General features: G+C 70.0%; 18 protein-coding genes and 1 tRNA gene. 11 read left to right on the top strand and 8 right to left on the bottom strand.

The window, feature by feature from the left end:
- Positions 1-268: 268 nt before the first annotated feature.
- Together ACIBH4_RS26275 and ACIBH4_RS26280 are read right to left on the bottom strand one after the other, a co-directional pair.
- A complete protein-coding gene (locus ACIBH4_RS26275; RefSeq protein WP_362513502.1) occupies positions 269-535 on the bottom strand; it encodes a DUF6412 domain-containing protein in 267 nt (88 codons plus the stop codon).
- The gene (locus tag ACIBH4_RS26280) at positions 535-699 is read right to left on the bottom strand and encodes a hypothetical protein (protein ID WP_362513505.1); all 165 of its coding nucleotides are present in this window, start codon (positions 697-699) and stop codon (positions 535-537) included. The genes ACIBH4_RS26275 and ACIBH4_RS26280 overlap by 1 nt, the downstream gene beginning before the upstream one ends.
- Before the next feature lie 129 nt (positions 700-828).
- On the opposite strand from ACIBH4_RS26280, the gene ACIBH4_RS26285 reads away from it, so the two are divergent.
- Positions 829-1,524, top strand: coding sequence for a response regulator transcription factor (locus tag ACIBH4_RS26285; RefSeq protein WP_362513509.1), 696 nt, complete (start codon positions 829-831; stop codon positions 1,522-1,524).
- Entirely contained in the window at positions 1,521-2,648 is a 1,128-nt protein-coding gene (locus ACIBH4_RS26290; RefSeq protein ID WP_362513512.1) for a HAMP domain-containing sensor histidine kinase, read from the top strand. The genes ACIBH4_RS26285 and ACIBH4_RS26290 overlap by 4 nt, the downstream gene beginning before the upstream one ends.
- 56 nt (positions 2,649-2,704) lie before the next feature.
- Here ACIBH4_RS26290 and ACIBH4_RS26295 read toward each other — a convergent pair whose 3' ends face one another.
- Both ACIBH4_RS26295 and ACIBH4_RS26300 read right to left on the bottom strand, forming a co-directional pair.
- On the bottom strand, positions 2,705-3,247 hold the full coding sequence (locus ACIBH4_RS26295; RefSeq protein WP_362513516.1) for a hypothetical protein: 543 nt from the start codon (positions 3,245-3,247) through the stop codon (positions 2,705-2,707).
- Positions 3,247-3,660 carry an RRXRR domain-containing protein gene (locus ACIBH4_RS26300; protein ID WP_362768666.1) on the bottom strand — a complete coding sequence of 138 codons (414 nt, stop codon included), beginning with the start codon at positions 3,658-3,660 and terminating at the stop codon, positions 3,247-3,249. The genes ACIBH4_RS26295 and ACIBH4_RS26300 overlap by 1 nt, the downstream gene beginning before the upstream one ends.
- Positions 3,661-4,232: 572 nt before the next feature.
- Between ACIBH4_RS26300 and ACIBH4_RS26305 the strand changes: the two genes are divergently transcribed.
- The 3 genes from ACIBH4_RS26305 to mptB all read left to right on the top strand — a co-directional run bounded on the left by ACIBH4_RS26305 (position 4,233) and on the right by mptB (position 7,079).
- Entirely contained in the window at positions 4,233-4,586 is a 354-nt protein-coding gene (locus tag ACIBH4_RS26305; protein ID WP_350942041.1) for an STAS domain-containing protein, read from the top strand.
- Positions 4,587-4,634: 48 nt separating this feature from the next.
- Entirely contained in the window at positions 4,635-5,315 is a 681-nt protein-coding gene (locus ACIBH4_RS26310; protein WP_362513524.1) for a glycosyltransferase, read from the top strand.
- 291 nt (positions 5,316-5,606) lie between these two features.
- Complete coding sequence (mptB, locus tag ACIBH4_RS26315; RefSeq protein ID WP_362768663.1) at positions 5,607-7,079, top strand: polyprenol phosphomannose-dependent alpha 1,6 mannosyltransferase MptB; 1,473 nt, start codon at positions 5,607-5,609, stop codon at positions 7,077-7,079.
- Here mptB and ACIBH4_RS26320 read toward each other — a convergent pair.
- Positions 6,961-9,516, bottom strand: a complete 2,556-nt coding sequence (locus ACIBH4_RS26320; protein ID WP_362768660.1) for a hypothetical protein — start codon at positions 9,514-9,516, stop codon at positions 6,961-6,963. The genes mptB and ACIBH4_RS26320 overlap by 119 nt on opposite strands.
- Before the next feature lie 121 nt (positions 9,517-9,637).
- Here ACIBH4_RS26320 and ACIBH4_RS26325 point away from each other — a divergent pair, with 121 nt between their 5' ends.
- The 3 genes from ACIBH4_RS26325 to serS all read left to right on the top strand — a co-directional run bounded on the left by ACIBH4_RS26325 (position 9,638) and on the right by serS (position 14,024).
- On the top strand, positions 9,638-11,167 hold the full coding sequence (locus tag ACIBH4_RS26325; protein WP_362768657.1) for a glycosyltransferase 87 family protein: 1,530 nt from the start codon (positions 9,638-9,640) through the stop codon (positions 11,165-11,167).
- A gap of 307 nt (positions 11,168-11,474) precedes the next feature.
- Entirely contained in the window at positions 11,475-12,395 is a 921-nt protein-coding gene (gene pheA, locus ACIBH4_RS26330; RefSeq protein WP_362513538.1) for a prephenate dehydratase, read from the top strand.
- 366 nt (positions 12,396-12,761) lie between these two features.
- A complete protein-coding gene (serS, locus tag ACIBH4_RS26335) occupies positions 12,762-14,024 on the top strand; it encodes a serine--tRNA ligase (protein WP_362513541.1) in 1,263 nt (420 codons plus the stop codon).
- Between the two features lie 603 nt (positions 14,025-14,627).
- Here serS and ACIBH4_RS26340 read toward each other — a convergent pair.
- A complete protein-coding gene (locus ACIBH4_RS26340; protein WP_012886943.1) occupies positions 14,628-14,831 on the bottom strand; it encodes a cold-shock protein in 204 nt (67 codons plus the stop codon).
- A gap of 251 nt (positions 14,832-15,082) precedes the next feature.
- Between ACIBH4_RS26340 and ACIBH4_RS26345 the strand changes: the two genes are divergently transcribed.
- Positions 15,083-15,901, top strand: a complete 819-nt coding sequence (locus ACIBH4_RS26345; protein ID WP_362513545.1) for an HAD family hydrolase — start codon at positions 15,083-15,085, stop codon at positions 15,899-15,901.
- A gap of 86 nt (positions 15,902-15,987) precedes the next feature.
- Here ACIBH4_RS26345 and ACIBH4_RS26350 read toward each other — a convergent pair whose 3' ends face one another.
- The gene (locus tag ACIBH4_RS26350; protein ID WP_362768655.1) at positions 15,988-16,503 is read right to left on the bottom strand and encodes a bacterial proteasome activator family protein; all 516 of its coding nucleotides are present in this window, start codon (positions 16,501-16,503) and stop codon (positions 15,988-15,990) included.
- A gap of 4 nt (positions 16,504-16,507) precedes the next feature.
- On the bottom strand, positions 16,508-17,464 hold the full coding sequence (locus ACIBH4_RS26355) for an NAD(P)H-quinone oxidoreductase (RefSeq protein ID WP_362768653.1): 957 nt from the start codon (positions 17,462-17,464) through the stop codon (positions 16,508-16,510).
- Between the two features lie 117 nt (positions 17,465-17,581).
- On the opposite strand from ACIBH4_RS26355, the gene ACIBH4_RS26360 reads away from it, so the two are divergent.
- Positions 17,582-20,089 (top strand): AAA family ATPase, encoded by a 2,508-nt coding sequence (locus ACIBH4_RS26360; protein WP_399172992.1) that lies wholly within the window; start codon positions 17,582-17,584, stop codon positions 20,087-20,089.
- A gap of 120 nt (positions 20,090-20,209) precedes the next feature.
- Positions 20,210-20,298 (top strand) — tRNA-Ser (locus ACIBH4_RS26365).
- Positions 20,299-20,641 lie beyond the last annotated feature (343 nt).

Below are 20,641 nucleotides of genomic sequence, written 5' to 3' on the forward strand. Positions count from 1 at the left end.
GAAGACAGCGCAGAAGGCACCCGCGAACCGCGGGGATCTTTCCGGGACGCGTGCGCGGCGCGCGAAGGCCGGGTGTCCCGGGGACATGCCGACCACGCATGTACGGGGTTGCCGGTCATGTGCGCGGGTGACACACGGCGATCACGTGCGCGTGGGCGCACGGCGACCACATCTGTGCGGGCACACAGTGATCACGCGCATGAAGGACACACGGCGATCACGCGCGGTGGGCACAGAGGTCGCGAGAAGTCACGAGAAGTCGCGGGGGTTACGCGGGCGCCGGGCCCGCGGAGGGTGCTCTGGGCCGGGACCTCCCGGCCGCGTCGGGGTCGCGCTGCCGGACGAACATCGTCAGCCTGGCCCGGTCACGCCGGGACAGCGGTGACCGTGACCCCGTACCCGAGGTGACGGGCGCCGGGCGCAGCGCCCAGGCGAGCAGGAGCACGCCCAGCCCGACCACGGCGGCGGCCGTCAGCACACCGCCGCCGTCGAACATCCAGACCGCCAGGGTCTGGACGGCGAGCAGGAGGTTCACTACTTGAACTTGCCCACCACGGTGACCGCGGCGACGACCACGAGGGCGATCACCCCGAGCACGAGCGCGAACTTCAGCAGCCCGAAGAGGGCGGGCAGCACGAGCCCGAACACCACGTAGAGCGCGAGCAGGACGCCCAGAACCCCGAACACGATACGACTCATGCGCTCTACCGTACGTCGGCCGGGGAAACGGCGAGGGCCTTGATCATAACGATGGTCATAACGATCGAGTCCTTACGGACCGGTGACACGAATGAGGGATCGCTCCCTCGCGGGCCTACCGTGGAGGCCATGAGCGCGCGGATTCTGGTGGTCGAGGACGATCCGATGGTGGCCGAGGTCGTGGCCCGCTACCTGGAACGCGACGGTCACGCGGTCGACTGCGTCGGGGACGGCGCCGAGGCGCTCAGGCGCGCGCTGGCCAACCCGCCCGATCTGATGGTGCTCGACCTGATGCTTCCAAAGATGGACGGACTCCAGGTCTGCAGGAAGCTCAGGGAGCGCTGGCCGGTCCCGGTGATCATGTTGACCGCGCTCGGCGAGGAGTTGGACAGGGTCGCCGGCCTGGAGACCGGTGCCGACGACTACGTCACGAAGCCGTTCAGCCCGCGTGAGCTGGCCCTGCGCGTACAGTCCGTGCTGCGGCGGGCGCGCGGCACCTCCCTGCCCGCCGGCACCGGCGTGCTCAGGGACGGCGAGCTCACGGTCGACGTCGGCGCCCACGAGGTGCGGCTCCACGGCGACGAGGTCCTGCTCACCGCCCGCGAGTTCGACCTCCTCGCCCACATGATGCGCAACCCCCGCCAGGCCTTCAGCCGCGCCGCCCTGCTCGACCAGGTATGGGGCTGGTCCTTCGGCGACTCGTCCACGGTGACCGTCCACGTCCGCCGCCTCCGCGAGAAGATCGAGCCCGACCCGACCGCTCCCCGGCGCATCGTCACCGTGTGGGGTGTCGGCTACCGCTACGAACCGCTGGCGGAGCCGTGATCCCCGAGATCCTGCTGATCGTCGCGGTCACCGCCGGGCTGGGCCTGCTGGTCGCGCTGGCCGGGCTGGGCGCGATGCGGCTGCTGCGCGAGCGGTCGATCGGCGTGATGCTCGCGGTGGTCGTCGTGGTGACCGTCGTGGCGACGGTGGGCGGAGTGGTCGCCATCACCCTGAAAATGATCATCGAGGGTACGCCGAGGGACATCGTGCTCAGCGTGGTCGTCGTGGGCGGCCTGGTCGGGCTGGGCGTCGCGACGGTGCTCTCGCGCCGGGTCGTGGCGGCGAGCCGCAGGCTCGTCGACGCCGTGCACGCCGTATCGCCCTCGGGGGAGTTCACCCCCCCGAAGGGGTTGCCCGCCGAGCTCGGCACGATTGCCGGGAGCCTGGACCAGGCGTATCGGCGGCTGCGGCTCGGCCACGAGCGCGAGCGCGCACTGGAGAGCGCCCGCCGCGAGCTCGTCGCCTGGGTCAGCCACGACCTTCGCACTCCGCTGGCCGGTATGAGGGCGATGGCCGAGGCCCTGGAGGACGGGGTGGTCTCCGATGAGGAGACCGTCGGCCGCTACCACCGCCAGATCCGCCTGGAGGTGGACCGGCTGTCGGGCATGGTCGACGACCTGTTCGAGCTGTCCAGGATTCACGCCGGGACGCTGCGCCTGTCGCGCAGCCGGATCGGCCTCGGGGATCTGGTCGCCGACGCGTTGGCCGGGGTCGAACAGCTGGCCAGGGCGAAGGGGGTGCGGCTGACCGGCGAGGCCGACCAGGTGGTCCCCGTCCAAGCCGATGCTGCCGAACTCTCCCGGGCGCTGCGCAACCTCGTGGTCAACGCGATCAGGCACACCCCCGGCGACGGCACCGTCGTGGTCCGTGCCTCGGCCGAGGACGACATCGCCTGCCTGTCCGTCGCCGACTGCTGCGGCGGCATCCCGGCCGACGACCTGCCCCGAGTCTTCGATGTCGCCTTCCGCGGCGAGACGGCCCGTACCCCCAGCGCCGAGGGCGCCGGAGCGGGCCTCGGCCTGGCGATCGCGCGAGGCATCGTCGAGGCCCACGAGGGGTCGATCGGCGTCGTCAACTCCGGCGCCGGCTGCCGCTTCGAGATCCGGCTGTCACTCTCCGCCTGAGCGGCCGCGTGTTGAACGGTCGAGCCCGGGTGCGGGGCAGGACGGTCGGAGGACGGTCAGTTCGCGCCCGTGCCGTTGGAACCCGTGCCGCCGGCGGCCGGCGCGGGCGTGACGTGGTCATCGAGGTCATCGAGGTTCTCGGGTCTCACGGCGACCATGAGAGTCATCTGCGCGCACTCGTCGCCCTCGGTGTCGCGTTCGACGTGCTGGCAGGAGGTCAGCCTCCTGGTGGTGCCGAGAGATTCCACCATCGCCCGGAACGTCGGGCACGGCCAGCGCCACATGCAGCTGCGGCAGCGCAGGATCGGATGCGCGGTGTCGCTGGTGACGCCGCCCGCGTCGCGCGGCCGGTGCAGGTCGAGCAGTCTGACGCCGAGCGTGGCGAAGTCGAGGAGCTCCTCACGCGCTCCCTCAAGGAAGTCCAGGTCCTCGGTCGACAGGCGGGTCCTGATCGGGATGTGCCCCTCGTGGTCCACCAGGTTTCGCAGTGAGCTCGCCGCGTCGCGCCACGAGGTGGCCTTGTCGGTACGAGTGATCATGGACTCCAGGTGCTCCCGGAGCCGCTTTCGCTGGAGATCTTCGGGTAGGTCGGTGTTCATCAATTACCACCAGCGTGGAGACTTGGTCCTTCAGGGCCGGGAGGAAACGCGGCATGGTGCCGCGCTTCTGGGTGGGTGGTGTAGCCGTAGCCGTCTGCTCGTTGGAGCAGCCGGATGTGGCGGTGGTGAATGCCCTGCACCGTGCCGTGCCGGGTGGTGATGTTGAAACTGCCGGTGCTGCGGACCGCGATGCGGCCGAAGTGGACACCGGTTTTCTTGCCGGTGTGCTTTGAGCCGGGGTCGATACCGACCTGTACGCCCGCCACGACGGAATCGGCTGCCGTGCGGTCTTTCAGCCGGATAACGAATGGGGTATGGCGGTGAACCACAGCCCGGCCGGAACGGAGGAGTTTCCGCGCGTAGGCAGGGCTCGTGGGTTGCAACGGTTGGCCGTGCTTGTTCAGGACGAACACGACCGGGTGGGCTGGAGTGCCCGCTCCCTTCCCAGCCGAAGCCGGGTCGGGGTGACGCCGAGTAGACCGGGTGCCGGCCTGCTCGATCTCCCCTCGCCCAGGTTGAACACCAGATACCGCTGCGAGGCGGTGTCCGTGAGCCGTTTCGTGCCCACCCTCGGGCGTGTCCGCTCCCACGGATTCGAGAGCCTGGGGCTGAGGAAGCACCCCAAGGTCGGTCTGCGATCTTGTGTTCGACGTAGTCATCAAAATGCACCTCCTTGAGCTGATGACCAGGGCTGGTCAACGCAGGGCTTCAAAGCGCATTACTGCACTTCAAGCCCCCTCCTTCAGGAGGGGGTCGTTGACTGATCGTTCGAGCCCGTTTCTTGTGACTCAATGGCCGCTGATGTAGCGCGGCGGTGATCGGGAGGTGCCGGGTCTCCTCCCTTTCGGGCCAAGCCGTCGTTGCGTAGTGTCAAGCTTCGCGCACTCAGGGTTTCCGTGACATGGAAACGGGGGACAAAGGGCGGACGACTCGGGTTGTTCAAGAGAACGTGACCAGCGGCTCTCGCGCCGATAGTGTGCCCGCTGTGGAGCTAAAAGTCTCAACTCGATCTCATGCCGGGCACACCGTCGTGACCATCGTTGGCGAAATCGACCTATACACCGCGCCTCGCCTGCAGGCCGAGTTCACCCGGCTGCTTGGTCAGAGCCAGACCATGCGTGTCGTCCTCGACATGTCCGCGGTGGAGTTCTGCGACTCCACCGGCATGAACGTGCTGCTGTCCGCGCTAAAGCGGTTGCGGGAGCGGGGCGGCACACTGGAGGTGGCGGCGCCCCGGCCCGCAGTGCGCAAGATCCTGCAGGTCACAGGTCTCGACTCTGTCTTCGTCGTGCACGAGACCCTGCCGGAGAAGCTGCTGACCTCCGATTCCCAAGGATGATGTCCTCCCCACGGCTGATGCCCGGGGTCACCACGCTGGAGGTGTTCGATGGTCGGCACGGCGGCGATCATTCCCGCCAAGGATGAGGGCGACAGGATCGGGGCCACCGTGGCCGCGGTCCTGGCGCTGCCCGGCGTCGACCTCGTCGTGGTCGTCGACGACGGCTCCGTCGACCAGACGGGACGGGTGGCCAAGGCCGCCGGCGCCCGCGTCGTGCGACACAGCCGAAACCGGGGCAAGGCCGCCGCCATGGAGAGCGGTGCCCACGCCGTGCGCCTGCTCGACGGCGAGGAGCCCCGGCACCTGCTCTTCCTCGATGCCGATCTGGGCGACACCGCCCGTACGGCCACGGCGCTGATCGAGCCGGTCGCGGCGGGCGAGGTCGACATGACGATCGCCGTCTTCGTCACCCGGGTGAAGCTCGGCGGCCACGGATTCGTCGTGAAACTCGCGCGTGAGGGCGTCGAGCGCGCCACCGGCTGGACCCCCACCCAGCCGCTCAACGGGCAGCGCTGCCTGACACGGGCGGCCTTCGAGGCCGCCCGCCCCCTGGCGCGCGGCTTCGGCGTGGAGACAGGTCTCACGATCGACCTGCTCAGGAAGGGCTTCCGGGTGCGCGAGGTTCAGGTCGAGATGGCACACCGGGCCACCGGTACCGACTGGAAGGCCCAGATCCATCGGGCCAGGCAGTTCCGCGACGTCGCCCGCGCCCTCCTGGCGCGCCGTTAACCCGGCTGACCCGACACCCGGTCGACCCGGCGCCGAACGTCCGGCTGACACAGCCGACCCGGCACCGGACCTCCGGCCAACCTGGCACCCGGCCGATCCGGCACCGGACCTCCGGCTGACACAGCCGATCCGGCACCGAACGTCCGGCCAACCTGGCACCCGGCCGATCCGGCACCGGACCTCCGGACACGGTCAACCCGGCTTCCAGGCATGGGACCCGGTTGACCAGGTCGGCAGGTCTGGAAGCCGGCGCCGAACCGGGCACCCCGCCGGGTGTGCTGGAATTTGCGGGTGACTCGGGATGCGTCGGTCGTCGACGAGAGGCGGAGCCCCGCCGGCGATACGCCGCGAGGGCTCGACATCGCCGCGTTCGCAGCCGTGGGGCTTTCGGCGGCGACGACGGTTCTGATCGGACTGCTCGGCCCCTCGGCCATGGTTCCGAGGCTGCCCGGCTCTTCCTGGCAGCCGCCGTACTCGCTGGACGTCCATCCCGGCACCCATCTGGTCATCGCCATGAGCGCCGTCGCGATCGTACTGGGCGGGCTCGGACTCGTCGGCGCGCTCAGGTCGCGGTGGGGACCCGACCCGCGTTGGCTGCTCGCGGCCGGTTGCGCCGTGTCGGGCCTGCTCGCCTTCCTGCCGCCCTCGGGCTCGGCCGACCACCTCAACTACGCCGCGTACGGCCGCCTGGTCACGCTCGGCCTGGACCCGTACGCGATCACCCCCGCCACCCTGCCCGGCGACCCCGTCACCGGCGCGGTGGAGGAGTGGGCCGGTGTGACCAGCGTCTACGGCCCGGTCGCCACCGCCGTACAGGCGCTGGCGAGCCTCGTGGGCGGTGACTCGGTCAGGCTGACGGTCTTCGTGATGGCCGTCGTCAACGCGGCGGCGTTCATCGGTACGGCGCTGCTGCTGCACCGTTTCGCCAGGGGGGACGCGAACCTCCAGCGGCGCGCGGCGCTGCTGTGGGTGGCGAACCCGCTGATGATCTATCACCTCGCCGCCGGGATACACGTCGACACCCTCGCCGTCGCCTGCATGGTCGCCGCACTCACGGTGCGCGGCGCCGCCTCAGGGCTGATGCTCGGGGTGGGCATCGGGGTCAAGCTCAACGCCGGGCTCGTCGCCCTAGGACCCGCGTGGGAGTTGCGTCGCTCGCCGGGCAGGCTCGCTGTGGTGGCGGGGACCGCGACGGCCACCGTGGTGGCGATCTACGCCGTCGCCGGGCCGCACGTGCTCGATCAGGTGAGCGCCGCCAGTAAGAGGGTCTCCCTCGCCACCCCCTGGCAACTCGTCAAGGTGGGGCTCCAGTCGCTTTTCGGGCCGGGCGCGTACTCGGCGTGGATCCAGATCGGGTCCCTGCTCCTGATGGCCTGCCTGGCCTGGCTCGTGCTGCGGACGCTGCCCGCCGACACCGCGCAGACCGTGGGGCCGGCCGTGGCCGCCGCGATGGTGGTCGCCTGGTTGTTCGCCGCCCCGTACGCGCTGCCCTGGTACGACGGGCTGGCCTTCGCGCTGCTGGCGATGGCGTCCTGGCCCGTGTTGGAGGCGTTCATGGTGGCCAGGGTCGCCGTGCTGTCGCTCGCCTACCTCCCGGCCAGGGAGATAGTGCGGCCCGATGACCTGCTCTGGACCAAGACCCTGCTCAGGGAGACGGTGGTGCCGTGGACGCTGCTGGCACTGACGATCGCCCTGGTGTGGTGGGCGGCGAGAGCCGGACGGCGCGCACGCAGGCGGCCAGCGTCAGCGGCACCGCGACCGTGAGCGCCATCGCGGGGATCGCGATGCCCGAGTCGTTCATCAAAAACCCGATCAGTGAGCAGGCCAGTGCCCCGATCAGCCCGGCGCGCAGCGCGGGCGCGAGCGTGTAGGCCCGGCCCAGGGCCGAGGCCCCCCACCGCGAAGGGCGGTCGAGCACCAGGAACAGGAACGCCAGCGCGACCAGGGTGAGCAGCGACAGCGACCAGTTGCCGACCGTGACCCCGATCATCGCGCCGAACTTGCGGCCGACCACGGTCCAGGCCTCCCCGTCCAGCACCTGCTGCACGAAGGCACCCAGGTGGGTGCGCTGGTCGGCGGGCCGCAGCCAGTCGACCGCCGCTATGGCGCCGATCAGCAGGCTGCCCGCCAGGCCGACCAGGATCAGTCTCATCGGTGAGACCCGCCCGCCGGACACCAGGATGATGAGGATCGCGACCCCCACCAGGAACGCCGGGACCCCGCCGAAGTCGGCGCCCCACGCGGGCCAGCCGTCGGCGAACACCGCCAGCCCTCCGTACGCCGCGCACACCGCGAGCGCGAGTGTCCGACGGCCACCTGAGATCAGCCACTGGGCGATCCCGGCCAGGGCGAGGATCGTGCCGGCGGCGTAGACGGCGAAGGCGATGTTGCTGAAACCGTAGAAGCGCCCGCCGGTGACCGGCTCGTAGCCGGTGACCGCGTTCACCTGAAGTGCCGAGCCGGTCATCACGTCGGCCAGCAGCGCGACCGAGGTGATGGCGGCGACCACCGTCAGCGGGCCGAGCGGATGCGCCCGCCACGGTCCGGAGAGCGCCACCCCGGCGACCGCGCAGGCGAAACCGAGGATCGTCACGATCACCCAGACCATCGGCGCGGGCAGGCTCCACCAGGGGATCAGCTGCGCCAGGAAGGTGGAGACCGCGATCGCCCCGCTGACCACGGCGACGACCTGGATGGCCGTCAGGGCACGAGAGCCGCCCCAGCCCCGGCGGATCGCGACGGCGGCCAGCAGGTAGAACAGGATCTGCACCGCCACGAACACCGCGAAGAACGGCCCCCTCACCTCGCGCAGCACCTGGCTCGCCAGGTCGTCGTCGGCGAGCTTCTCGACCGTCGCCGCGACCGGCTCCTCGCTCGCCTCGCCGCCCTGCCAGGCGCGTCCCACGACCCCGTTGGGGGATTCCAGGCCCAGCAGGCCGATCGCGGTGGCGGTCAGGTCGGTGTTCGTGACCAGGCCGTCCTGTCGGGTGGAGGCGGCGGTGAGGTAGCCGCGCGCGTACGTTCCCCCGCCGGGGGACGGCCCCCGGGCGATCGCCACGTGCAGGTGAGGCGCGACCGAGGCGTCGGCCAGGCCGGCGACCAGGACCGTGGTCTCCGTTCCGGGTGCGGCGGTTTCGGGGGCCGTGCTTCCGGGTGCCGTGTTCTGAGGTGTCGTGGTTTCCGGGGCGGTGGTTCCCGGCATCGTGGTTTCAGGTGCCGAGGCCCCGGGGGCGGTGGTTTCCGGGGCCGTGCTCGTCGTGGGCGACGCCGGGGTCGTGCCGTCGGCGAGCGACGGGGGCAGGCGGTCGAGGACCGCGCCCACCACGCGGTCGGCCCTGGTCGCGGCCTCCCGCCTGGCCTGGGCGGTCATCGTGGCAGGGGCGTCGTCCGCGGCGGGGGCGTCACCGGTCCAGGCCCTGGCGAGGTCGTCGGCCTCGACCACGATCAGCCCGTACGGGGACAGGTCGCCCAGTTCCTCGACACTCGCCGCGTATTTCCCGATTTTTCCGGATCTGTCGGCGGCGGCGAGGGCGGCTCCCGGCCCGACGGCCGCTACCTTCAGACCCGCCTCCGCCGCGAGCCCGCCCAGCTGCCCGAGAACCGGCCGGTAGGAGGTGGTGGCGTTGAAAGCGGTCAGCTCGCCCCAGCCGGGCACGCTCGCCCCGCCGTAGGAGGCCGCCTCCGGTGCCCGAGGGGGCTCGCAACCCGTACCGGGAGCGCCCGCGCGCTGGCCGGCCGACACCGTCAGCCAGCCCGCCGCCGGGCACGTGATCCCCCGCTCGGGCGGCGGGACCGCCCGGGTGGACATGGACGCGGACCCGCCCTCACCCACGAGCCTCCACAGGTTCGGGGTCCGCTCCCGGTCGAGGTCGCTCCACTCCAGGCCGGGCACCCCGATGATCACGACCCTTCCGGGAGGCGTCACCGCCGAGGCGCCCGTCATGCCGTCACCGGAGGCCCTCGGAACCCCGGGGGCACCCGAGGCGCCCGTCGTACCGGCATCCGAGGCGCCCGTACCGGCATCCGAGGCACCCGAGGCCCCCTGAGCTCCCAGAGCATGGGGAACACCGGAGGCGGCAAAGGCCTCCGGAGTACCCGGGAGGCCGAGCAGGACACAGAGCAGGACCGACAGCAGGGCCAGTAGCAGGGACGCGGTGGTCGGCACGGTCCCGGCGACCCGGCGGAACGCCGGTCGTGTCACGGGTCCCCCGGTCGCCGGGCACGCGCGCCCGTGACCGCTGTGCGCCGAAGCCATCCGGTTCCCCCTGTCCGTGCCCGTTGGGCGGCCACTTTTCCCCGCCCCCACGGTAACCTGCCTGCTCGTGAGGACTGGCGAGGCGACCACGACCGAGCGGCGCCCATGGACGTGGCCGTCGTGGCCGGCGTGGCTCTCGTGGCTGTCCGCGCTGCTGCTCGTCGCCGCCGCGGTGGCCCCGCTGGTGCTCTACTGGCTGGGCAATGTGGACGACCAGCGCCTGGTCGACCTGGATGTGTACCGTACCGGCGGAGCGGCGATCCTGGAGGGTCGGTCCGTCTACGGGTTCGTCACGCCCGCGCCGCAGTTGCTGCCCTTCACCTATCCGCCGGTGGCGGCGCTGTTCGCCACGCCGCTGGCGGCGGTGTCGTGGACGACGGCGCAGTGGGCGTGGACGGCGTTGATCTTCCTGACGCTGGGGGTCTCCGTCTGGCTCTCCTTCCGCGCCGTGTTCGACGGGGTGGACGGCGCGCCGGGGAGGTCGGGAGCGTCTGGAGCGGCGGACGAGGTCCCGCTCTCGCCGGGTTCCGCTCCCCGCGTGCCCGGTGGGGATCCGGCGCGAACGGAGAGGAAACTCCGGGGCGTACGCACCCGACTGGGTGGTTTGGGTAAATTTGGCGGGTTCGGCGGGACGAGCGGGACGGCCATGGGCCGGCTGTGGACGCCCCTGCTGTTCGCCGCCCTGATGATCGCGTGTACCTACCTGATGCCGATCAGGGACCAGGTCCGCTTCGGCCAGGTGGACATCCTGCTCGTCGCGCTCTGTCTGGCCGACTGCGTGGCCAGGCGCCCGCTGTGGCCGCGCGGCATGCTGATCGGCCTGGCCACCGCGGTCAAGCTCACCCCGGGTGTCTTCCTGATCTACTTTCTCATCGCCGGTTTCGGACCCGGCGCGAGGCGGGAGCATCGAGAGACCTTCCTCGTGGCCGCGCTCACCGCCGCGCTGCTGACCCTGCTCCCGTTCCTGGTGATCCCGGCGGACGCCGCCGACTTCTGGTTCCGCGCGCTGCTCGACCCCGAGCGGCTCGGTGCCAACGCGGCGACCACCAACCAGTCGATGCGCGGCATGCTCATTCGGCTCTACCTCCCCGACGTGCTGACGAGCCTGCTCTGGGTGGCGCTGGTCGCCGTGGTCGCCTGGTACGGCTTCCGCCACGCCCGCAGAGCACTGCTCGACGGGCACCTCGTGAGTGGGGTGGCCCTGGTCGGGCTGATGGCCGTACTGCTCTCGCCGGTCGCCTGGATCCACCATCTGGCCTGGGTGGTCGTGGTGCTCGGCGCGCTGGTCGGTGACGGGCGCGACCCGGTCAGGCTCCGGGTGGCCGCCGGGGTCTGGCTCTACTACGTGCTGCCGATCCCCTGGTGGGGAGTGACGATCAAGGCGATGGAGATCCCGGTGCTCAGCCCGGTGCTGGGCAAGATCGTGCAGAACGGATTCGGGCTGGGCGCGCTGGCCCTGGTCTGGGTGCTGGGAGTGTGGCTGCCCCGGCGAAGGGCGACGTTCCAGGCGCTCTCCCGGCGGGATACGGCCCCGGAGGCGGAGCGGCCCGGGAGGGACGAGGGCCCCGGACGTGAAACGGCCGTCGAAGGGGCCTGAGTGGGAGGGGGCCCGGCGCGCGGTGACCGTCGAGGGGATCGAGCGGGAGCGGTTCCCGGACGGAAGACTCAAGGGGCGAGCCCTGGGCGGGAGCTTCTAAGGGTGCGGTCCGGGCTGGAGCGGCTCAGGACGGGCGTGAAGGAGGGCCCGAGCGGGAAGGGCTCCGGCGCACGGTGGCCGTCGAGGGGAAGATCGACGAGAAAACGACCTCTGACGTGGGACGACTTCGATTGATCGGATAGGAGTCGGTCGTATCGGTATGTAATCCTGCGCACATTTTCTGACAGTCGCCGGATACCCTGGGGCCATGCCGAAACTCGCTTACCTGGGACCGGAGGGGACCTTCACCGAGGAAGCCCTGCGCATCCTGGCGCCTGAGGCCGAGCGCCTGCCGAGCCCGAACGTCACCGCGGCCCTTGAGGCCGTACGGCGCGGCGAGGCAGACGGAGCCGTCGTCCCGATGGAGAACTCGCTCGAAGGCGCGATCACCACGACCCTCGACGAGCTCGCCCGAGGTGAGGCGCTGCTCATCACCGCCGAGCTGCTGCTTCCCGTCGAATTCTCGCTCCTGGCGCGTCCCGATACCGAGATCGGCCACATCAAGAGGGTCTTCACCCACCCGGCGGCCATCACCCAGTGCCGCAACTTCATCGCCCGCGAGCTGCCCGACGCCGTGGTGGTCGCCGCCCCGTCGACCGCCGCCGCGGCGCAGGAGGTCGCGCTGCCCGGCTCGCCGTACGACGCGGCCATCGCCGCGCGCATCGCCGGAGAGCACTACGGCCTGGTCGAGCTCGCGTCCGGGATCGGCGACCGCACCGACACCGTCACCCGGTTCGTCCAGGTGTCGCGTCCCGGACCGCTGCCGGAGCCGACCGGCGCCGACCGCACCTCCCTGGTCGTCTTCCTCGCCGACGACCACCCGGGCGCGCTGCTGGAGATGCTGACCGAGTTCTCCGTCCGCGGCGTCAACCTGTCCCGCATCGAGTCGCGGCCCACCGGCGACGGTATCGGCCGCTACTTCTTCCACTTCGACTTCGAGGGCCACGTCGCCGACGCTCGGGTCGGAGAGGCGATCTCGGGTCTCCACCGGGTCTCCGCCGAGGTGCGCTTCCTGGGCAGCTACCCGCGTGCCGACGGTCTCTTCCCGCAGATCAAGCGTGGTACGAACGACAGCGACTTCACCGAGGCCGCCAGTTGGCTCGGCAGGATCCGCAACGGTCAGGTCTGACCGTCACCCGGCCCGCGAGTCGGCGCCGGTCCCCGGGCGGGAGCCGGAGAGTGCCCGCCGAAGGTGCCCCCGAGAGGGGAACGGATCCGGCGGGTGCTCGCCGGAGGCGCGTCAGAGGGGAGCGGGCCGGGGGTGCCTACCGAAGGTGTCCCGCCGGACGGGAAACAGGGCCGGTGTGCCCGCTCGAAGGCGTCCCAGGGAGAAACGAAGGCGTCTCAGGAAGGAAAACGGGACCGGTGGGTGTCCGCCGAAGGTGTCCCGCCGGGCGGGAAAGTGGGTTCCGCCCCCGTGGGGCCACCGCGGCCTCGGAGGGCGGGAGGTTAATCCGGGCGCGGGTGCAGGCAGTACATCGGTAGCCTTGTGGCTGTGATTGACCTGCGTACCCTTCGTGAGGATCCCGACCGGCTACGGGCGTCGCAGCGTGCCCGCGGTGAGGACGACTCTGTCGTCGACACGCTGCTCGACCTCGACGAGCGGCGGCGCGGCGCGCTGAGTCGCTTCGAGACGCTCCGCGCCGAGCAGAAAACCATCGGCAAGTCGGTCTCCCGTGCCTCGGGTGAGGAGAAGGCGACCCTGCTGGAGCGGGCGAAGGATCTCTCCGCGCAGGTCAAGTCCGCCGAGGCCGAGGCGGAGAAGCTCGGCTCCGAACTCGACGAGCTGATCTACACGGTGTCCAACCTCGTGGAGGAGGGGGCTCCCGCCGGCGGCGAGGACGACTACGTCGTGCTGGAGGAGATCGGCGAGAAGCCATCCTTCGACTTCGAGCCCAAGGATCACCTGGAGCTGGGAGAGATCCTCGGCGCGATCGACATGGAGCGTGGCGCGAAGGTCTCCGGCTCGCGGTTCTTCTTCCTGAAGGGTGTCGGCGCCAGGCTGCAGCTCGGGCTGCTCAACATGGCGATGCAGCAGGCGATCGAGGCCGGCTTCGTCCCGATGATCACGCCAGTGCTGGTCAAGCCGGAGTCGATGAAGGGCACCGGTTTTCTCGGCGCCCACGCCAGCGAGGTCTACCACCTGCCCGACGACGACCTGTTCCTGGTCGGCACGAGCGAGGTGCCGATGGCGGCCTACCACGGCGACGAGATCCTCGACGGCTCCGCGCTCCCGTACCGCTACGCGGGATGGTCCTCCTGCTTCCGCCGCGAGGCGGGCTCGTACGGCAAGGACACCCGGGGCATCATCCGGGTTCACCAGTTCGACAAGGTGGAGATGTTCTCCTATGTCCGCCCCGAGGACGCCCACGCCGAGCACCTGCGTCTGCTCGCCTGGGAGAAGGAGATGCTGGCCAAGGTCGAGCTGCCCTACCGGGTGATCGACACCGCGGCCGGAGATCTGGGGTCCTCGGCCGCGCGGAAGTTCGACTGCGAGGCGTGGGTGCCCAGCCAGGGCAGCTACCGCGAGCTCACCTCGACCTCCAACTGCACCGACTTCCAGGCCCGCCGTCTCGGCGTTCGCTTCCGTGACTCCGGTGGCAAGCCCCAGCATGTGGCCACCCTGAACGGCACGCTGGCCACCACCCGCTGGATCGTCGCCATCCTGGAGAACCACCAGCAGGCCGACGGCTCCGTCGTGCTCCCCAAGGCCCTGCGCCCGTACGTCGGCCTCGACGTGCTCGAACCCGTCAAGTAACCCGCCGCTCGCGGCGAAGTTCGCGAAAGGCCCCGCCCACGGCGGGGCCTTCTTCGCGTTCGGCCCGGACCTTCCACCGCTTTCGCGGCCCCGGCTTGCCCGCGACGGGTCGGTGGACCCCGTTGAAAGCCTGGATCTTCCACCGCTTTCGCGGTCTCCGATGGTCTTGCGGTCGGTCCCGTGTCTTCGTGGCCGCCCCCGAGCCCGTCCGCGCTTCCATGGTCTCCTCGCGCCCGCCCGCACCTTTGTGGTCGTCTCGCGTCCGCCCGGCCGAGAGGTAGGTAGGGATGCGCCCCCGCCTCGGCGGCGCCATCGGCGTCCGGCGCGTTCTCAGGCCCGCGAGAGGGCGGGAAATGATCGTCGGAGGGAAACCGCGCAGCACCGTGGCCGAAGCCCTCACGATCGCTCTCAGGGCCGGAGGGTCCGAGGTGTCGCTTCTTCATGGGGAACCCGGAGGATCCGAATGGTCCGGGTGCCGCGAACTACCCCGGATGTGCTGGGTGGTCCGGATGACTCCGGTGACTCCGGTGGTCCGGAAACGAAGAAGGCGGGGTTCGCCAGAAGCGAACCCCGCCTTCCCGGTTCAACCAAGAGGTCTATGCGTCAGACGGCGCGGACCTGCGAGGCCTGCGGGCCCTTCTGGCCCTGGGTGATCTCGAACTCGACCCGCTGGCCGTCTTCGAGGCTACGGTAGCCGTTGCCCTGGATCTCGGAGAAGTGCACGAACACGTCCGGTGCACCGCCGTCCGGTGCGATGAAGCCGAAGCCCTTTTCAGCGTTGAACCACTTGACGGTTCCCTGAGCCATTAAAGCTCTCCCTCAGGATTTGAAACTTTGGGATTCACACCTCATGAACCCCATGTGTCGTACAGCGGGCCCCGGGGTGGCTCAGTCAAACTGGTTTTCACAACGGGATTCAGCTAATACAACGCCATCACATCTAACACTATCCGGCGCGGGCGTGTTCCCGCCATGAGGAAGATTCCTCGGACCGGATCCCGGGGCCGACAGACCGGCCATCACAGTGCAGACTGGGACGTGTTATGCAAAGCCCCAGGTTGGTCGCCACAGACCTCGATGGCACCGCTCTGCGCTCGGACGGTACCGTCTCTCCCCGCACGGCCGCCGCTTTTGCGCTTGTGGAGAACGCCGGGGCCACGCTGGTCTTCGTGACCGGCAGGCCACCCCGCTGGATGAGCATGGTCGCGGGGGCCGTACGCCGTCGTGGGCTGGCCATATGCGCCAACGGAGCCCTCGTCTACGACCTGCACAGCGAGCAGATCGTCAAATCCCACCTCATCCACCCGGACGTGCTCGAAGAGGTGGTGAGACGCCTCCGTGAAAAGGTGCCCGACCTCGCCTTCTCCGTGGAATACGAGGGCGGATTCGCCCACGAATCGGACTTCCGTCTCGGAAGATGGGACAGCAAGACGGTCGTCGGACGCCGCGTCGGAACGGACGCACTTACCTCGCGGCCCTGCGCCAAGCTTCTAGCGCTGCACCCCAGAATGGACCCCGACATCCTCCATGAGGCGGTTTACGGGCTGGTCGGTGACCTTGTCACCCCCACCCATTCCAGCGGTCGGGCACTGATAGAGATGAGCGCGCACGGTGTGACGAAGGCATCGGCACTGGCCCATCTCGCTATGACGCTCGGCGTCGTGGCCGAAGAGGTGGTCGCCTTTGGCGACATGCCCAATGATCTGCCGATGCTCAGGTGGGCCGGCACCTCGTACGCCGTCGCCAACGCCCACCCGGAGGTGCTGGCCGCGGTCGATCACGTGACCGCGGCCAACAACGACGACGGGGTCGCCGGAGTTCTTGAGGAGCTCTACAAGGGTGACGGGCTTCGCGACCCCCATGAAGGCATCCCATGAAGGCGTCCCGTGAAGGCGTCCCGTGAAGGCTCCGCGGGTGGCGGTCGCCCCGGCTCTCGCCGTGCTCTCGCCGGATCGCGGGCCTTCTACAGGTAGGGGCCCGCGTTACCCGCGGGTCCTCCCTCCTGCTGCTGTAGGGACATGCCGCCGGGCAGAGCCCTGCGCATGTTCTCCAGCTGGGCGCGAGCCGCCATCTGCTGGGCGAACAAGGTGGTCTGTATGCCGTGGAAAAGTCCCTCAAGCCAGCCGACCAGCTGCGCGTGGGCGACCCGGAGCTCAGCCTCGCTGGGCGGGCTGCCGTTGACGTCCTCGGTGAACGGCAGCGAGAGCCGTTCCAGCTCCTCGACCAACTCGGGCGCCAGACCGTCTTCGAGCTCCTTGATGGAACTCTCGTGAATCTCCTTGAGCCGCTTGCGGCTGGCCTCGTCCAGAGGAGCCGCCCGGACCTCCTCAAGGAGCTGACGGATCATGCTGCCGATGCGCATCACCTTGGCGGGCTGCTCGACGAGGTCGGCGATGGACCTGCTCTCGCCCTCCTCCTCCCCCTTGGAGCCCTGGGGACCCACGACCACGATGTGCGGAGTGCTCTCCTCAGCGTTCATAACCTCAACTTACTAGCAGGATTTTCCCGACGTGTTCTCCAGACTCCAGGATGCGGTGAGCCTCGGCCGCCTCCCTCATCGGCACCCGGGCGTGCACCACCGGCCGGATCGCCCCGGCGTCGAGCAGGGGCCAGACGTTGTCGACGACCCCGCGCACGATGACCCCCTTCTCGTCGACGGGCCGGGAGCGCAGCGTGGTGCCGTACACCGAGGCCCGCTTCGCGAGCAGGGCCCCCAGGTTCAGGTCGCCCTTCGCGCCGCCCTGCAGGCCGATCACGACCAGCCGCCCCCCTGTCTTGAGAACCTTGATGTTTCCCGGAAGATACCTGCCGCCCATGATGTCGAGGACCACGTCGGCCTTGACCTTCTCCGAGAAGTCCTCCCGCCGGTAGTCGATCCCCTCGTCGGCTCCCAGCTCCAGGCAGCGCTCGATCTTCTCGGGGGACCCGGCGGTGACCACCACGCGCGAGCCGAACGCCTTCGCCAGCTGTATGGCCATCGTGCCGATCCCGCTGGCACCGCCGTGCACGAGGAGGGTCTCGCCCTTCCGCAGGCGCGCGGTCATGAAAACGTTGGACCAGACCGTGCAGGCCACCTCGGGCAGCCCGGCGGCCTCGACCAGGTCGACGCCCTCCGGCACCCGCATGACCTGCTGCCAGGGCGCGGCGACCTTCTCCGCGTACCCACCTCCGCTGAGCAGCGCGCACACCCGGTCACCCGGCGCGAACCCCTCCACGTCCTGCCCCACCGCACCGACCACGCCGGAGCACTCCATACCCGGGTACGGTGAGGCGCCGGGGGGCGGATCATAGAAGCCCTGACGCTGGAGCGCGTCGGCCCTGTTGACCGCGGAGGCGGTCACGTCGATGATGACTTCGCCACGTTCGGGTAGCGGGTCGGGAACCTCCCGCCACGTCAGAACTTCCGGTCCGCCTGGTTTATCGATCACGATGGCGCGCATGTGAGAAAAGGTATCCGCTGAGCCCCAACTTGGTGGTTGCACGCGTTGACATGAACACAGGGCGTTAACCTGCTATGTGTTTGCTGCCCTTTTATGCCCATCCCGAGGGGGAACACGGTGGCAAGACACGATCGTGAGGAATCTCTCGAGGAACAGCTCGCGTGGCTGGATGCCATCAAGGAGCAAGAGGAGGAGGCGCCCGCCCTGGCGGTGAAGGCCACCGCGGTGGACGACGCCGTCGTCTCGCCGTACCCGAAGGATCCCTGGAGTCTGGTCCCGACCGAGCCCGACACGACGTCCTCGCCGCTGTTCCGTGCGGCTGTCGACTCGGCCCACCCGGACACCGACCCGCCGGTGGAGGACGCCGACGCGGCCGAGTGGATGGAGGCCTCCGACACGGTGACGTCGTTCACCGTGCCCGCCCCGGCGTCCGGCAAGCAGGACAACGACGGTTTTCTCGAGCCGCTCAAGCCTCTGCCGCGCCAGGAGCCGGCCGACACCGGCGAGTACGGCGTCGGCGACTTCACCGAGCCGCACATCCGCACCCCGTTCGCGGCGCCCGCCCAGGAGCCGTCCCGCGGGTTGTTCGAGCAACCCCAGCGTCCGGCGGAGCCGGCCGGCCCCGCTTCCGCTCCCGCCTCGGCGGAGCCCTCCGACCTGGAGCCGCTCAGACCGTCCTCCTCGGACACCGAGCGGTTCACCTTCGGCAGTAAGGAGTTCGGCGGCACCGACTCCGACCGCTTCTCCTTCGGAAGCGGCGACACGCGCCCCGCCTCGGGGGACAAGGACTTCTCCTCGACCAGCGGAGATCTCTCCGCCGGAACCACCGAGGCCGACCGGTCCCCGTCCGGCACCTCCGGCACCACTGGATCCGGCACATCCGGTTCGTCCGGTGCATCAGGCCCATCCGGTACGTCTGGTTCGTCCGACGGTGGCGACCGATTCCCGTCAGGTGCCGCAGAGGCCGACCACTTCCCCTCCACCGGCGCCGAGCACGACCGCGACCGTACGAGCTTCGAGCCCTTCGGATCCTTCGACTCCACGGTGACGTCGGCGGCGAAGGAGTCGCCGTCGTCCAGGCAGGCGCCCGAGCGTTTCGAACCCGCTCCGGATCGCTTCGCGCCCGTTCCTCCGCCCGGTTCCGAGCCTGAGTCGGAGTCGTTCCAGGCATCCGAATCCTTCGGCACCGACAGGCCGGAACCGGCCGCGTCGCCGGAGCGCCCCTCCACGGCGGGTGCCTTCGGCTCGAAGTCCACCTCGGGCGCCTTCGGTGACGCCCCCGGTTCCTCCGGAGCCTTCGGTTCGTTCGGCTCATTCGACACGGAGCGTTCCAGCTCACCGTCGCCTTCTTCCTCCGGCTCCTCCGGTTTCGCCGCCTTCTCCGGCCCCACGGCCTTCTCGCCGGGCCGGGAGGCGCCCCCCGCCCCCGAACGGGAGACCCCTTCACCCCAGGAGCGCGGTCGGGATACGACGGAACGGGAGAACCCTTTCGCACCCGGCCGGGAGGCGGCGGAGCGGGAGAATCCCTTCGCATCCAGCCGAGACACGGCGGAACGGGAGAACCCTTTCGCACCCGGTCGGGACGCGGCGGAACCGGCTCGGGAGCCGTACCAGGCACGCCGCCGCCAGACGGCCCCGGCACCCGCCTTCGGCGCACCGGCCAGGCAGCAGCCTCCGGGCACGGCTCCCCGGCCGTCCGCCGACAGCCTGGATCCGGAGTCGCTGCTGAGGGGCCGCCGCAACGCGCCCGCCGGCGGCTGGCGGAAACTCGTCTACAAGGCGTCGGCAGGGCTGATCAAGCCGGGCGAGTCCCCGGAGGTCCGCCGCCGCAGAGAGCTGGTCGGCCGCGCGCGCACCCCGGTGGCCACCGGCCACCACCGTGTCGCCGTACTCAGCCTCAAGGGCGGTGTCGGCAAGACCACGACCACGGTCGGCCTCGGCGCCACCCTGGCCCAGGTACGCGGCGACCGGGTCATCGCGGTCGACGCCAACCCCGACCGCGGCACCCTGTCGGACAAGGTCGAACTCGAAACCTCCGCGACCGTCCGCGACCTGCTGAACGAGCGTCAGCAGATCAAGAGGTACGTCGACATCCGGGCCTTCACCTCCCAGGCCCCGTCGCGCCTGGAGATCCTCGCCTCCGACCGGGACCCGTCGGTCTCCGAGGCCTTCAGCGCGGCCGACTACCAGTCGGTCTCCCAGGTTTTGGAGAACTTCTACTCGATCTGCATCACCGACTGCGGCACCGGCCTGCTCCACTCGGCCATGTCCGGTGTGCTCGGACTGGCCGACCAGCTCGTCTTGGTCAGCTCCCCCTCCGTGGACGGCGCCCGCGCCGCCTCGGCGACTCTCGACTGGCTGGAGGCCCACCACTACGAGGAGCTCGTACGCTCCGCGACCGTGGTGCTGTGCAGCGTCCGCCCGCGCTCGAAGTCGACCGTCGACCTCGACCGCCTGGAAGCCCACTTCGCGGCCCGCTGCCGCGCCGTCGTCCGCGTCCCCTACGACCCGCACCTCGAGGAGGGCGCGGAGATCGACCTGGAAAGGCTCCAGGCCGGCACCCGCGAGTCCTACCTCCGCCTGGCCGCCTCGGTCGGCGACGGTTTCGCCGGTCCTCAGCCCTGATCCACACACCGGCGGGCGCCACGACTCCAGATCGGAGCCACGGCGCCTGCCGGGTCCGGGCACGCTCGGGCCAATGAGAGACTAGGGTGCAATCTGACACGTTCTTCGGACGTGTCACCAGGAGAGCTCGCCTAGTGGACGATGGCGGCGGTCTTGAAAACCGCTAGGCCGGGTGACCGGTCTCGTGGGTTCGAATCCCACGCTCTCCGCCCAGCTCGGAAAACGGCGTCTGACCAGGGACTTTCCTTGGAGCAGGCGCCGTTGATCGTTTCCAGGGCACGCAGCCGTATGCGGCACTGAGCCGGTGTTCGCGGAATGATGTCGGTCGCATTCGCGCAAGACGAGCCGGGAAAGCAGAAGAGGCTCCGAGGGTTCCGGAGCCTCTTCCATGCGTGATCGATCATGCGGCCAATGCGTCGTCGATCCTGCGATTGGCGATGTAGGAGATCTCCGAACAGATCCGGTGTTCGTGCAGTTCGGTTCGCAGACGTCTCAGGGCGGTGATCGCGCCGGGCTGCCGGGTGGACGCGTTCACCCGGTCGTCTGTGGGGG

The organism is Streptosporangium sp. NPDC050284 (genome assembly GCF_044459525.1).
Classification (GTDB): Bacteria; Actinomycetota; Actinomycetes; order Streptosporangiales; family Streptosporangiaceae; genus Streptosporangium.

Bases quoted from the DNA above. Each gene is read 5' to 3' on its own strand.
- ACIBH4_RS26280 (WP_362513505.1), bottom strand. From the start codon at position 699: ATGAGTCGTATCGTGTTCGGGGTTCTGGGCGTCCTGCTCGCGCTCTAC.
- ACIBH4_RS26285 (WP_362513509.1), top strand. From the start codon at position 829: ATGAGCGCGCGGATTCTGGTGGTCGAGGACGATCCGATGGTGGCCGAG.
- ACIBH4_RS26295 (WP_362513516.1), bottom strand. From the start codon at position 3,247: ATGAACACCGACCTACCCGAAGATCTCCAGCGAAAGCGGCTCCGGGAG.
- ACIBH4_RS26310 (WP_362513524.1), top strand. From the start codon at position 4,635: ATGGTCGGCACGGCGGCGATCATTCCCGCCAAGGATGAGGGCGACAGG.
- pheA (WP_362513538.1), top strand. From the start codon at position 11,475: ATGCCGAAACTCGCTTACCTGGGACCGGAGGGGACCTTCACCGAGGAA.
- ACIBH4_RS26340 (WP_012886943.1), bottom strand. From the start codon at position 14,831: ATGGCTCAGGGAACCGTCAAGTGGTTCAACGCTGAAAAGGGCTTCGGC.
- ACIBH4_RS26350 (WP_362768655.1), bottom strand. From the start codon at position 16,503: ATGAACGCTGAGGAGAGCACTCCGCACATCGTGGTCGTGGGTCCCCAG.
- ACIBH4_RS26355 (WP_362768653.1), bottom strand. From the start codon at position 17,464: ATGCGCGCCATCGTGATCGATAAACCAGGCGGACCGGAAGTTCTGACG.